Origin of the sequence: Streptosporangium sp. NPDC051023 (assembly GCF_040689595.1) — a bacterium.
Lineage (GTDB): Bacteria > Actinomycetota > Actinomycetes > Streptosporangiales > Streptosporangiaceae > Streptosporangium.
Map to the genome: position 1 here is coordinate 1 of NZ_JBFBCE010000100.1, position 11589 is coordinate 11589.

General features: G+C 65.0%; 16 protein-coding genes. 13 read left to right on the plus strand and 3 right to left on the minus strand.

Annotated features, from left to right (window positions below; translation table 11 throughout):
- The first annotated feature begins 168 nt into the window (after window positions 1–168).
- From AB0395_RS40760 to AB0395_RS40770, 3 genes are all read left to right on the plus strand, one after another.
- Window positions 169–492, plus strand: coding sequence for a hypothetical protein (locus tag AB0395_RS40760; RefSeq protein WP_366291248.1), 324 nt, complete (start codon window positions 169–171; stop codon window positions 490–492).
- The gene (locus AB0395_RS40765) at window positions 489–935 is read left to right on the plus strand and encodes a MerR family transcriptional regulator (RefSeq protein WP_366291250.1); all 447 of its coding nucleotides are present in this window, start codon (window positions 489–491) and stop codon (window positions 933–935) included. The genes AB0395_RS40760 and AB0395_RS40765 overlap by 4 nt, the downstream gene beginning before the upstream one ends.
- 309 nt (window positions 936–1244) lie before the next feature.
- A complete protein-coding gene (locus tag AB0395_RS40770) occupies window positions 1245–1577 on the plus strand; it encodes a YnfA family protein (protein ID WP_366291253.1) in 333 nt (110 codons plus the stop codon).
- Window positions 1578–1752: 175 nt separating this feature from the next.
- On the opposite strand, the gene AB0395_RS40775 is transcribed toward AB0395_RS40770, so the two are convergent.
- Window positions 1753–2193 carry a hypothetical protein gene (locus AB0395_RS40775; protein ID WP_366291256.1) on the minus strand — a complete coding sequence of 147 codons (441 nt, stop codon included), beginning with the start codon at window positions 2191–2193 and terminating at the stop codon, window positions 1753–1755.
- A 122-nt stretch (window positions 2194–2315) separates the two neighbouring features.
- On the opposite strand from AB0395_RS40775, the gene AB0395_RS40780 reads away from it, so the two are divergent.
- Together AB0395_RS40780 and AB0395_RS40785 are read left to right on the plus strand one after the other, a co-directional pair.
- Window positions 2316–3086 carry an aminoglycoside phosphotransferase family protein gene (locus AB0395_RS40780; protein ID WP_366291259.1) on the plus strand — a complete coding sequence of 257 codons (771 nt, stop codon included), beginning with the start codon at window positions 2316–2318 and terminating at the stop codon, window positions 3084–3086.
- Between the two features lie 839 nt (window positions 3087–3925).
- Window positions 3926–4189, plus strand: a complete 264-nt coding sequence (locus AB0395_RS40785; protein ID WP_366291262.1) for a hypothetical protein — start codon at window positions 3926–3928, stop codon at window positions 4187–4189.
- Window positions 4190–4276: 87 nt separating this feature from the next.
- On the opposite strand, the gene AB0395_RS40790 is transcribed toward AB0395_RS40785, so the two are convergent.
- Complete coding sequence (locus tag AB0395_RS40790) at window positions 4277–4576, minus strand: hypothetical protein (RefSeq protein WP_366291264.1); 300 nt, start codon at window positions 4574–4576, stop codon at window positions 4277–4279.
- A 132-nt stretch (window positions 4577–4708) separates the two neighbouring features.
- Here AB0395_RS40790 and AB0395_RS40795 point away from each other — a divergent pair, with 132 nt between their 5' ends.
- Window positions 4709–4903: a hypothetical protein gene (locus AB0395_RS40795; protein ID WP_366291266.1), complete on the plus strand. Its 195-nt coding sequence runs from the start codon at window positions 4709–4711 to the stop codon at window positions 4901–4903.
- Between the two features lie 245 nt (window positions 4904–5148).
- Window positions 5149–5460, plus strand: a complete 312-nt coding sequence (locus AB0395_RS40800) for a hypothetical protein (RefSeq protein ID WP_366291269.1) — start codon at window positions 5149–5151, stop codon at window positions 5458–5460.
- A gap of 237 nt (window positions 5461–5697) precedes the next feature.
- Here the strand turns inward: AB0395_RS40800 and AB0395_RS40805 are convergent, their stop codons facing one another.
- A complete protein-coding gene (locus AB0395_RS40805) occupies window positions 5698–6414 on the minus strand; it encodes a transposase (protein ID WP_366291271.1) in 717 nt (238 codons plus the stop codon).
- A 691-nt stretch (window positions 6415–7105) separates the two neighbouring features.
- On the opposite strand from AB0395_RS40805, the gene AB0395_RS40810 reads away from it, so the two are divergent.
- From AB0395_RS40810 to phzG, 6 genes are all read left to right on the plus strand, one after another.
- Window positions 7106–7729, plus strand: coding sequence for a hypothetical protein (locus tag AB0395_RS40810; protein ID WP_366291274.1), 624 nt, complete (start codon window positions 7106–7108; stop codon window positions 7727–7729).
- Between the two features lie 94 nt (window positions 7730–7823).
- Complete coding sequence (locus AB0395_RS40815; RefSeq protein ID WP_366291276.1) at window positions 7824–8087, plus strand: 3-deoxy-7-phosphoheptulonate synthase; 264 nt, start codon at window positions 7824–7826, stop codon at window positions 8085–8087.
- Window positions 8075–8698, plus strand: a complete 624-nt coding sequence (locus tag AB0395_RS40820; RefSeq protein WP_366291279.1) for an isochorismatase family protein — start codon at window positions 8075–8077, stop codon at window positions 8696–8698. Before AB0395_RS40815 ends, AB0395_RS40820 begins: the two co-directional genes overlap by 13 nt.
- Window positions 8695–10620, plus strand: a complete 1926-nt coding sequence (locus AB0395_RS40825; RefSeq protein ID WP_366291281.1) for an anthranilate synthase family protein — start codon at window positions 8695–8697, stop codon at window positions 10618–10620. The genes AB0395_RS40820 and AB0395_RS40825 overlap by 4 nt, the downstream gene beginning before the upstream one ends.
- Window positions 10617–10961 (plus strand): hypothetical protein, encoded by a 345-nt coding sequence (locus AB0395_RS40830; RefSeq protein ID WP_366291283.1) that lies wholly within the window; start codon window positions 10617–10619, stop codon window positions 10959–10961. Before AB0395_RS40825 ends, AB0395_RS40830 begins: the two co-directional genes overlap by 4 nt.
- Entirely contained in the window at window positions 10958–11575 is a 618-nt protein-coding gene (phzG, locus tag AB0395_RS40835; RefSeq protein WP_366291285.1) for a phenazine biosynthesis FMN-dependent oxidase PhzG, read from the plus strand. Before AB0395_RS40830 ends, phzG begins: the two co-directional genes overlap by 4 nt.
- Window positions 11576–11589: the final 14 nt, after the last annotated feature.

Here is an 11589-nt window from a genome sequence, read left to right on the forward strand (position 1 = left end):
GCCTCCCGAGCGCTGATCGAACGTGATCGGCACCATCCAACTGGCAGCAGTGCTCTACACGCCAACCCGGTGATCGTTTCCGGTCACAGCACTAGGTACAGGCTTACCTTCGAGGTGTAGGAGCCGCTCGCACGAGAGAGGGGCGGTTTGTAAGCACTGGGAGGACTCATGGAGTGGGCGCCGGCCGAATGCACGCTTCCGACACAGGAGCGGCCGTTGCGGGTCGCGGAGTTCGACGATCTGTTCGCCTCGGCCTTGCTGGGGCTGGAACGGGTGGGGCCGACTCGCCTGCGGCTCATGCTGGAAGGGAGCGAACAGGTGGAGAAGACGGCGCGGGACCTGACGGCCAGGGAGAGCGGCTGCTGCTCGTTCTTCGCCTTCACCTTCACGCCAGGAGATGAGGGCCTGACGCTGAATGTCGAGGTACCCGCGGTTCACATCAGGGTGCTCGACGGGTTGGCTGCCCAGGCAGCTTCACAGGTCGAGCGATGAGTGAGAAGTGGTTGCGCACCGGGGAAGTCGCCGAAGCGGCGGGAGTCAACGCTCAGACACTGCGCTACTACCACCGACGAGGGCTGTTGCAGGAGCCACGGCGCAGTAACGGCGGCCATCGGCTGTACTCGCCGGAAACGGTGGTCCTCCTTCAAGTGATCAAGGCGGCGCAACGGCTGGGCTTTACCCTGGACGAGGTGGCCGACCTGGTCGAGACAGGCAGGCATCGTCACGCCAGGCCCGACAGCGGCCTACAGGCCCGTGCGCGGGTCAAGCTGGCCGAGGTGGAGCAGAAGATCACAGACCTTCAGACAATTCGCGAAACCCTGGTCCAGGCACTCGATGCCGGGTGTGACGACCTGGTGGTGTGTGCGGCGAGCTCATGCTGCCCGCTGCCTTTTTCGGACCTGGCAGAAAGGCGGGAACATGTCGAGGTCAACTGACTCCACATCGCGCAAGCGCCTGATCCCGCCTGCTCTAGCGGGACTGGCCGGGGTGGCCTGCGCCGCCTGTTGCGTGCTTCCGGTCTTGCTGGCCGCCGGAGTGATCGGAGGCGCCGGGGCTGTGGCGCTGATCGGGATCATGCCGACGGTGGCTGTGATCCTGGCGGTCGTGGCCGTGGCGGCTTGGGGGCTGAGCTGGTTCTTGCGACGCCGGAAGCAGGCCGACGGATGTGCGGGCGGGGCCGGGTGTGGCTGCCAGGGGGACAGCGCTCACCGGCGCGCCGAGAGTGCTCCTCTACAGTCACAGCCGTGACTATCGCGCGTTCCCTCCTGCTGTTTGTCGTGGCCGCTCTTGCTGAGATCGGCGGGGCCTGGCTGGTCTGGCAGGGAGTCAGAGAGCAACGCGGGCTGCTGTGGGTCGGGGCCGGATTCGTCGCCCTGGGCCTGTACGGGCTCGTGGCCACCTTCCAGCCAGACGCCCACTTCGGCCGGATCCTCGCCGCCTACGGGGGTGTGTTCGTCGCCGGTTCGCTGATCTGGGGCATGGTGGTGGACAAATTCCAGCCTGATCGGTGGGACGTTATCGGGGCCGCCATCTGCCTGCTCGGTGTGCTGGTCATCATGTACGTCCCGCGTGGATGATCAGGGCTGAGCGGAGCGGCCGGCGCCAATGCGAAGCATCCCGAAGGGACCGTGAAGAGGGCCGCGCTCTGGTATCGATGTGTTACGACTTACATAGATCGGTGTCTGCGATCGCCGGATTAAAGCGGTATGCGCGGGGCTGGTCATCCGAAGGGCAGAGCAGGTCCCCAGGACTTCACTTCTTCTCGGGGAAGGCGGCGCGCAGCGCGGAACCGCGGGTAATGAAGGCGACACCGATGAGGGCCAGCGCGGACAGACCCTGGAGCAGGGCGTACCACGCTGGGCAGAGGCCGGGGATCAGGTCGACGCTAATGATCGCGACCGGCATGATGGTGGACAGGGTGCGCACGCGGTCGAAAGCCTTATACGACCCCTCTGAAGCGCGGACAGTCATCCGGTAGATCAGCGGGGTGACCGCGAGCAGGATGCCTGCCCGGATCCACATGAACGAGGTCGCCTCGTGGCCGATGAACGCCATCACGGCAACCACCCCGAGGACGATGGCGCTGACAGCGCCGAAGAGCGTGATGCACTTCTTCACCGTGGTGAAGGCCCCCTGGGGGTGGGCGTCGCCGAGGTGCGCCGTCGCGGTCGTGATGTCGCTGGCGTTCTCCATGATCTTTCTTCTCTGTATCGCTGTGGTAGCGATGTTATGGAGCGCCTGGCCGGCCCAATGCCCGCCCTCCGCGCTGGAGGTGAGCAGCGGAGGGATGGGCAGCGCGAGTAACCTCTGAACACGTGGCAGATGAGGAGATCTTGCAGGATTCTGCGCATCGCAGAGTGGTACGCCTCGGCGACACGGTTCGCAGGCCCACGCACCCGTGGACACCGGCCGTCCATGCGTTGCTCCAGCATCTGGAAGAGGTGGGGTTCCCTTACTCGCCGCGGGTGCTGGGAATCGATCAAGAGGGCCGTGAGATCCTCACCTACCTGGACGGCGAATCCGGCTCGCAGAGCTGGGCCAAGGTGGTTGAGGATCCAGGTCTGATGGCCTTTGCCCGCCTGCTACGCGACTATCACGACGCGGTCGCCGGCTTTCGCCCGTCTCAGGGACTCAGATGGTTCAGCCGCGAGGCGGAACCACGCGATGACGAGGTGATCTGTCACGGAGACTTCGGGCCATGGAACATCGTCTGGCGTGGTGAACGCCCCGTGGGGATCCTGGACTGGGATTACGCCCGGCCCAGGCCGCGGATGCACGACATCGCCTACGCGCTGGAATACGTCGCGCCGTTCCGCGACGACGCCGAATGCCTGCGCTGGCTGCGTTACCCCACGCCCCCTAACCGGCGTCACCGCCTAGAGCTGTTTGCCACCGCCTACGGCCTGACCTCCACCACGGGCCTGATCGATGCGGTCATCGATGTTCAACGAGACGTTATTGAGCAGGTTCGCCAGCTCGCCGATGCCGGGCACCAGCCCCAAGCCCACTGGGTCACCAACGGCTTCCTCGACGAAGCGGGCAAAAGGCTGGCTTGGAGCCGAGCCAGCCGCCACCTGTTCGAATAGCACTGATCGACGACCGCAGCGCGGCCAAGCCTATTTGCCTTACGCACCTTAACGGTCTTCAAGTAGCTGACCAGCCAGTTCGCTTGACTACCCCAGATAGGCCGAAGAGGCATGTCGACACCGCCGAGCCGGGAGAATAGTGCAGGAAACGAATAACCGCCTGTCACCAGTAAACGGTGACGACGTCATCCAGGGCGGCGCCAGCCACCGCATCGGCGGCAACAACCCGGTGCACCGTGACTTCTTTCACAAGGTTTCACGAGGTCACTGAGATCCACGAGCCCGGCCGAACCATCACCCTGATGGTCGCCGCAGCGCCCGGCGTCCGCGGAGGCTGGGGCTATCTGGCGCCCGACACCGGCGTCTACACAGCGACTCCCAGGCCTTCCGAGGCCTTCCTGCGGGCGCTTCGCGCGATCAACCCTCACCAGGCCCGACCCGCACACCACGGCGCCCCCGTCCTCCGTGGGCACTTTCTAGGGGGCGCCGCCATGCCCGGCTCGATCAGCGAGCAGCCACCTGCGGTGAGCGGATCACATTCGCGCTGTGCGCCGGCCCCGCCACCAAAACCAGTACCGCGACGATCCCAAGAACAGACAAAACACGGCGAATCATTGAGGCTCCCATCGGATGAGGGACAGGTCATCCGGAGCATGCGCTGCCCCTGCCGGATTGTCCATAGCCGGAGAGGTCCTGCTGTCCGCCTGCCCCACTCGGTCGCCGAGCCGTACCGTGACCACAACACCACTGAGTCTGGAAAGCACCACCGCGGCGGCGTACTTTCACCCCCGAGAGTCTGACGGGCACGGTTCCCCGCAAACACTGGCCAGACGGAGCCGATGACGGGCCGATTCACCGAAATCATAAAGCGCATCACTGAAACAGAAAAGTCTTATACGCTTACTATTTTTCTTTCCGCCAATGTGTCAACATTCTCTGTCTTCGCCCTTCTGGGTGCCATCCACCTGACATGGAGCAACGGCGAGTCACTCAATCCGCTGGACGCCATTATATTCAGCGGCATCACACTCCCCGGGGGAATCACATTTCTCGTCGAGATCATAAAAATAATTAACCTAAACGGCGACGGTGGTGACAAATAAGCAGGAAGCGCGCAGAAGCAATCGGCATGCCCCCGCCCGTCACGGGCGAGGGCGTCGGTCAGCAGTCGTCGCGTCCGTCGTGTCTCGCTAGTCGATATAGATGCTGCCGCCGAACTCCCACGTGTTGCGCTGGTTAGGCCCAAGGGCAGTGAGTATCCGGTGGTTGCACCTGGCGCCCTCGTAGATGACAGCCGCTGTGTTGGTGCGGTTGGTCGCCGAAAGCGGCCCCATGATGGTGTAGCAGCCGCTGGGGTTGTGGTGGCGTTTGTCGTTGATCCATAGCGAGCCGGTCGCCGCCCAGGCCGAGCCGGGCGAGACCGGGACCACGGCTGTGGCGGCGGTGAGAGCGGCCAGGGCGACGGTGAGCAGAGGGCGGGCCAGGCGCATCAGATGATCCCTTTCGCGGAGTGGATGACCTCACAAACATAACTATGAGTAGTCGATCACATGCTTAATGCTGCGACGAGATGTTGTCGCCTCCGCCTGCGCACGATCACCCCGCCACGCCACCATGAGCGCGTGAACGACTTCGACCAGCTGATCGCCGACCTCGACCGGCGTGGCGCCTGGGCCTGGCTCTGCCTCGCCGCCGGAGGGACGCGCGAGGAGGCGAACGCCATCATGCGAGGCGAGGGCAAGAAGGATCGGCCGACCTCGCCCCGGTACCGCCACACCGTGAGATCGCCGTCTTCGTCGAGCCCGTACAGCGCGTGAGCCGTCCACCCGGGCGCGATCATGTAGGCGCCCGGGTCGTGGGTGATCGGCTGGCTGGGCAGGACGTCGCCGTTCAGTGGCCCGCCGTGCGGGGTCACGTCCATCTCCACAGCCCTCAACACAGCACAAACCGGCCCCGCTGACCGGACCATGCAGCCGAAATATGAGGAAATGCGAGCTCCCCGGCCTCGCCGATCGATGGTCACCTTGAGGTGTCCTCCTTCCCCGCCGCAAGGAGTCATCCCGTGAGAATCCGCCGATTACCCGCAGCCCTACTCGCGATGGCACTGGGTGCCGCCACGGTCATCACCGGGGCGACACCGGCACAGGCCGAGCCCACTGATTGCACCATCAGCCGCATCACCGACGGGTACAGCAGCTACTGCGCGAGCGGCACCGGCTACCACCTGATCGGCGTGTCCTGGAAGCACCCCAACCCGCAAATGCCCGAGTATGGAGAGTGGCACGGCGAGTGGGCGCCCGTCGGCGGCACGTCCGTCGTGCATTTCCCCTTCAGCAGGCAGATCATCGCCGTGAACATCCTGAAGAAAGACTAGTAAGCAGGCAATACCAAGGTTGAGGAACATCGGTACAGCCATGGGCAGTACCCGGCGCAACAGACGAAAGCGCCCCGCGCCCTCCGCCTAGGAGAACGCGCGGGGCTCCCTGTTGTTCAGGCCCAGCTGTGGACGGTCAGGAACTTCTCTGGATAGGCGGCCAGCCTGATCCAGGCTGGCGGCCATGAGATCTGGCTCTGGCGCAAAGATCGGATGCTGTTGGTGATCTTTGGTGGGTCAGGTAGCGGGCGGCTGGTTCTGACAAAGTCGTTGGAAGCGGCTGGCAGGTCTCTGTGGCTGCAGGGGCATGTATTCGCTGAGCCGGATGAGGTCGGCGCCCGCGGCGGTGAGGACGTGTTGCACGTGGGTCTTGGCCAGGCCGTGGTAGCGGCAGTGACGTAGGCCGTGAGCGTGGACCGTCTCGGAGACGGTGGCCTCGCATCCAGCGCGCATGGCGTAGCGCTGACGCCAGGGCGGGGTCTGCTGCTCGACTCTGGCCTTGGTCTGGATTTCCTGCAGGGGCCGGGGCAGGAGAAGGACATGGCGGCCTTTGCCGTCGACGTTACCGGTGCATTGGAGCCGGACCGGGCAGACCCGGCAGGCTGCTCGGGGAAACAGCACTGACCAGCACGGCTGCCCGTCGGCCCTGGTCGGACGCCAGGCAGGACTATCACGCCTTGCGGGCAGGTGAGCGTGTGCCGCTCCCAGCCGACGGTGAAGTCCTCCTTGGTGAAACCGGGGTGTTCTTTGGCGCGCGAGTCGAGGCGGACCGGTCCGAGACCGGCTTGTCATCGTCGTCACCGCCGGCCGAGCGGCGAGGGGTGGCTCTTGCGGTCTCGGGTCTGCTTGGGCCCTCGCCAGCGCAGTCGCCCCTCGGCATCGGTCCAGTACTGCTGCACCCAGACCTGCCGCAGGACCTGCACTGCTGCAAGGAGCGCAGGCCTGAGGGGGCATCGGGCCGATACAGCGCCTGGAGCAGTCTCATCCCGTCCGCACCCATCTCCTCGACGTAGGCGCTCAAGGCCGGCGCCCCGGCGGGTAGCCGGTCGTAGCGGACCGGGCGGCCACAGCGCCGGACCCACTCCGGGGTGATCAGCTGCGCCAACCAGCCCTCTCTCGTCGGTGAACAAGCCCTCCAACCGGTCTCGGACCCACATCGCCGGTGTTCCTCGCGGATACACGGCGGGGGCGGCGGGCGATGGCTTACCGGGAGACTGTTACGCACGGATCTGTGGGAGCCCAGAGGCGAGATCCCTCCGGGCTCCCCGACCTTCGATGATCCGCAGTTCGTGGGCGGCTGCGAAGTGCCGACGCTCGGGCAGATCGACTCGGGGCCCCTCACCGCCGGGAAGGCCATGGCTGCCCATTGTCAATTGCTTGTGCACGATTTCGCCCTAACTATGTAATTTTGCGAATTTACATATTTTATGTATGGTTTTGACTGGTGCAACATGAGCGCAATTGGCGAAATATCACGTCTTGACAGGGGTTAAATTCGAACGGCACGATTGCTACCGTCAAGGCAAAAGGGCGGAAAGCGAATTATCGATTGAATCGCACCGCCGTGGGTTGAAAGTCAGTATTCCGTTAGCCCTGCAGATGTGTGGTTTTTACCTCGTTTCCACCTGTAGGTTGGGGAGATCCCTTGAAGAAGTTCAGCCGCGTGCTGCCGGTTTCCATGGCCATCGTGCTCGACGCCGGGGCGCTTGTCGGCGTGACAGATACCTATATCGCGAGCGCAGCGCCGGCCGCGAACGCCGCCGTCCCGGCGGCTGCCGGCACTAAACAGGCCAGGAGCCCAGAGGAACTGCTGACGCTCCTGGGTGAGCGGATCAAGGCCAAGGACGTGGACGGCATCATCGCCCTCCACGAGCCCGAGGCCGCGATCGTCAACTACGACCTATCCGTCATCAGGGGCCACAAGGCCATCAAGGCCTTCTGTATCGACTGGTTCAAGGCGGACCCGGTGCTCACGGTCAATCCTGGCCAGACCGTGATGGCGGGAGGGAGGCGTCTGTGGAACGACTTGGTCATTCACCGCACGGCGTCGATCATGGGCACATACTCCCTGGAGCAGACCGGCCCGGACGGTAAGCGCGAGAGCTTCACCGGGAACTTCTGCGACACCGTGCAGGAGCAGTTGGACGGTAGCTGGCTGTACGTCCAGGACAACCCTTACCCGCCCCACGGTGGCGCTGCGGCGGCCCCGTCCGGGGGCCGAAGAATCTCGCCGTCGCAAGCGGCAATCTCCCGAGCAGCGGATCAGTGAGCCCGCATCACCACTGATCGGGGCTGCCTCGGCAGTCCTTCTCTGTGCTCAGCTGACCTGATCGGCGATCTAGCGGCATCACGAGTTCAAGGTTGTGGAGACGATCATTCGGGAGGTCACGGCGTTCCAGGCCGCCGTTCACGCAGCGGGCGGAGTGCCTGGTGGGATCCACTTGGAGACCACCCTCGACGCGGTGACCGAATGCGTCGACGCCCACTGCGGCACCGGCCGGATCGGCGAGAACTACACGACGCTCTGCGACCCGCGACTCAACCCCCGCCAGGCGGTATCGGTGGTTTCGGTCTGGCAGACACATAAGACGATGAACCATGCCGAGGGAGAACTGTGTCGGGCATAGCTCCGATCCCTGCCTACCCATTGCCCACTTCAGGTGAACTGCCCACAAGTACCGCACGGTGGACCCCCGACCCGAGCCGGGCGGTGCTACTCGTGCATGACATGCAGCGCTATTTCCTCGCGCCGTTCCCCCCGCCGATGCGTGCCCCGCTGGTGCGCAACTGCGTGCTGCTGCGGGAAGGCTGCGCTGCGCTCGGGGTTCCGGTGATCTATACCGCGCAACCCGGCAGCATGACCGATAAGGAACGCGGCCTACTGAAGGACATTTGGGGCCCGGGCATGCGAAGGGACCCCGTTGATCGTGAGATCGTCGAGGAGCTCGCACCCCGGCCTGGGGACCAGGTGCTCACCAAGTGGCGCTACAGCGCATTCTTTCGTTCGGATCTTCTGGCGCAGATGCGCGACCAGGGCCGCGACCAGCTGATCGTCTGCGGGGTGTACGGGCATGTCGGCGTCCTAGCGACGGCTCTTGAGGCCTTCACCAACGATATCCAGACGTTCCTGGTCGCCGACGCCGTTGGTGACTTCTCCGCCGAGTACCACCGGCTGACCCTCGACTACGCGGCCGTTCGCTGCTCGGTTGTCACTACCACCGGGGAGGTGTTCCAATGAGTTTGTCTCAGTTGCTCCAGCACGTGCTGGGGCCCAACCCAGGTGCTTTCGCCCTGCTGCACCGCCCCGAGACCGTGCGACCGGACCGAGTGGAGATCCTGCTGGGCGAGGTCGCCGCCCCGGCCAGACTCGCCGACATCCCGCTGGCCGACCAGGCTACGCGGCTGGGCGAGGCCCGGCATGAAATGCTGGTTCTGGTACCCCATCAGCAGATCACCGAACGTGGTTACGCAGCCGCCGTGGACGGTTCACCGCTGCTCACCATGACGGTGACCGACCAGGGGCAGATCGCCGCGTCCGAGGCGCTGAGGCTCCTGCCGGACGAGCCGATCGCTTTGACCGGTGGGCGTTTCGACATTGAAGACGACGCGTACGCTGACACGGTTCGCGCGGTGCTCGGTAACGAGATCGGCACCGGTGAGGGCTCCAACTTCGTCATCAAGCGTTCGTTCTGCACCACCATCACCGAGTACTCCACACGCAGCGCACTGAGCCTGTTCCGTCGGTTGCTCACCCGGGAGACCGGCGCATACTGGATCTTCCTGGTGTACACCGGTACGCGGACGTTCGTGGGCGCCACGCCAGAGCGTCACGTCAGCCTGCATGACAGTGTCGTGGCGATGACCCCGATCAGCGGGACCTATCGCTATCCCTCGACAGGGCCGGTCTTGTCGGAGGTCGTGGACTTTCTCGCCGATGGCAAAGAGACCGACGAGCTGTACATGGTCCTCGATGAGGAACTGAAGATGATGGCCCGAGTCTGCAAGGGCGGTGGTCAGGTGGTGGGCCCGTTCCTGCGGGAAATGGCCTACCTCGCCCACACCGAGTACATCATTGAGGGGCGCAGCGACCTCGATCCCCGCGACATCCTGCGGGAGACGATGTTCGCCCCCACCGTGACCGGCAGTCCGCTGGAGAACGCCTGCCGGGTGATCGCCCGCTACGAGCCGCATGGGCGCGGGTACTACGGGGGTGTCGCTGCCCTCATCGGCCATGATGCCGCCGGTGCGCGCACCCTGGATTCGGCGATCCTCATCCGCACTGCCGACATCACTGCCTCAGGCGACGTCGAGATAGGGGTAGGAGCAACCCTGGTCCGGCATTCCAACCCCGACGCCGAAGTCGCCGAGACGCGTACCAAGGCCGCGGGCCTGCTCTCTGCGCTGACCCACGGAACAGCTATCTCCGATCCCCAAGGACCGGGCGAGAACGAGCGGCTCGACCAGCATCCGCTGATCCAGAAATCTCTGGGGAAGCGCAACCAGTCGATCGCGCGATTTTGGCTCAGCGACGCCGACGCGCGGGCACAGCCGTATCCGGCGCTGGTCGGCCGCCGGGCGCTGATCATTGATGCTGAGGACACTTTCACCTCGATGCTGGCCCACCAGTTGAGCGCCATCGGGCTGACGGTGCAGCTCGTCCGCTTCGATGAGCCCCACGACGTCGACGGTCACGACCTTGTCATCTTGGGTCCCGGGCCCGGTGACCCGAGGGAGGCTGACCAGTCCAGGATGGCCTACCTCGCCTCGGTGATCGAGCATTTACTGGCTCGGCGTGCCCCCTTCCTGGCGGTGTGCCTGAGTCATCAATTGCTGTGCCGACACCTGGGTTTCCAGTTGAGGCGCCGTCAGGTCCCCAACCAGGGCACCCAGCGCGAGATCGACCTGTTCGGCTCACCCGAGCGGGTCGGCTTCTACAACTCCTACGAAGCCATCGGCTCAGCTGAGCGGGTGGAGTGTCCCGGCGTCGGTGAGGTGAGGGTCAGCCTGGACAGCGGAACGGGCGAGGTGCACGCCCTGCGCGGGCCGCATTTCAGCTCGGTGCAGTTTCACCTCGAATCGGTGCTCACCCAGGACGCCGAACGCGTCTTGGGTGAGCTGGTGGTTCCGCTGATGAAGATCGAGGAGGTACTGAACGCATGAAAGCCACCATCGCCTGGTGGGACCTGTCGGGATCCGGCCAGACCATCGACTCCCTGCGCGAGTATCTGCGGGACGAGGGCGTGGGGCCGTGGGAGCAGGTTCAAGGGATGCGGTTGAAATTCTGGATCTCTGATCGGGACACCAACCGCTGGGGTGCGGTGATGCTCTGGGACTCTGGCGCCGATCTGAAGCAACCGATGCCGCCGAATCGGGCCACCGAACTCATCGGATACCCCCCGACCGTCCGGTTGGCGTCCGACGTTGAGGCGATCGTCGAAGGCGTTCATTCTGGCCAGTTGGTCGATCGCGGGCTGGCTTTCGAATCGGAGGGGAAATCATGAGCGCATCAACCGAGCCCTTGTCGGCTGAGGAGTTCTCCACCCCGCCCGCTGAGCCAATGGGCCTGCTGAAGATCTGGTTCGACAGCGCCGTCGCCGACGGTGTTCGCCAGCCGGGCGCCCTGGCGCTGGCCACGACCGATGCCGAGGGCCGCGTCACCAACCGGATCGTTGCGGTCCTCGCGGTCCGCGACAACGGCTTGGTGTTCGCCAGCCACGTCGACAGCCGCAAGGGCCGGGACCTGGCTGAGACTGGTCGGGCATCGGGCGTGCTGTTCTGGCGCGAGGCCGACCGCCAGGTGATCGTGACCGGTACGGGCCGCCCGCTGCCCCATGCGGAATCAGACGCCCTGTGGGCCGCACGGCCGGTCGACATGCATCCGATGTCGGTCGCTTCGCATCAGAGTGCTCCGCTACTGGATGAGGAGGCGCTGAGACAGGAGGCGAGGCAGCTGGGTAGCGCGGGTGTGGCGCTGCCCCGTCCGGACCGCTGGCTGGGCTATCTGCTGGAGCCCGCGTCGGTCGAGTTCTGGCAGGCCGCCCCGGACCGGCTGCATCGCAGGCTGCGTTACGAGCGCGACGGCTCCACCTGGCAGGCTGGTCGGCTTCAGCCATAGCCCGCCCCCTGAAC

Excerpts from the sequence above, each read along its gene's own strand:
- AB0395_RS40760 (WP_366291248.1), top strand. The coding sequence starts at position 169 with ATGGAGTGGGCGCCGGCCGAATGCACGCTTCCGACACAGGAGCGGCCG.
- AB0395_RS40765 (WP_366291250.1), top strand. The coding sequence starts at position 489 with ATGAGTGAGAAGTGGTTGCGCACCGGGGAAGTCGCCGAAGCGGCGGGA.
- AB0395_RS40775 (WP_366291256.1), bottom strand. The coding sequence starts at position 2,193 with ATGGAGAACGCCAGCGACATCACGACCGCGACGGCGCACCTCGGCGAC.
- AB0395_RS40785 (WP_366291262.1), top strand. The coding sequence starts at position 3,926 with ATGACGGGCCGATTCACCGAAATCATAAAGCGCATCACTGAAACAGAA.
- AB0395_RS40790 (WP_366291264.1), bottom strand. The coding sequence starts at position 4,576 with ATGCGCCTGGCCCGCCCTCTGCTCACCGTCGCCCTGGCCGCTCTCACC.
- AB0395_RS40805 (WP_366291271.1), bottom strand. The coding sequence starts at position 6,414 with ATGCCCCCTCAGGCCTGCGCTCCTTGCAGCAGTGCAGGTCCTGCGGCA.
- AB0395_RS40825 (WP_366291281.1), top strand. The coding sequence starts at position 8,695 with ATGAGTTTGTCTCAGTTGCTCCAGCACGTGCTGGGGCCCAACCCAGGT.
- AB0395_RS40830 (WP_366291283.1), top strand. The coding sequence starts at position 10,617 with ATGAAAGCCACCATCGCCTGGTGGGACCTGTCGGGATCCGGCCAGACC.
- phzG (WP_366291285.1), top strand. The coding sequence starts at position 10,958 with ATGAGCGCATCAACCGAGCCCTTGTCGGCTGAGGAGTTCTCCACCCCG.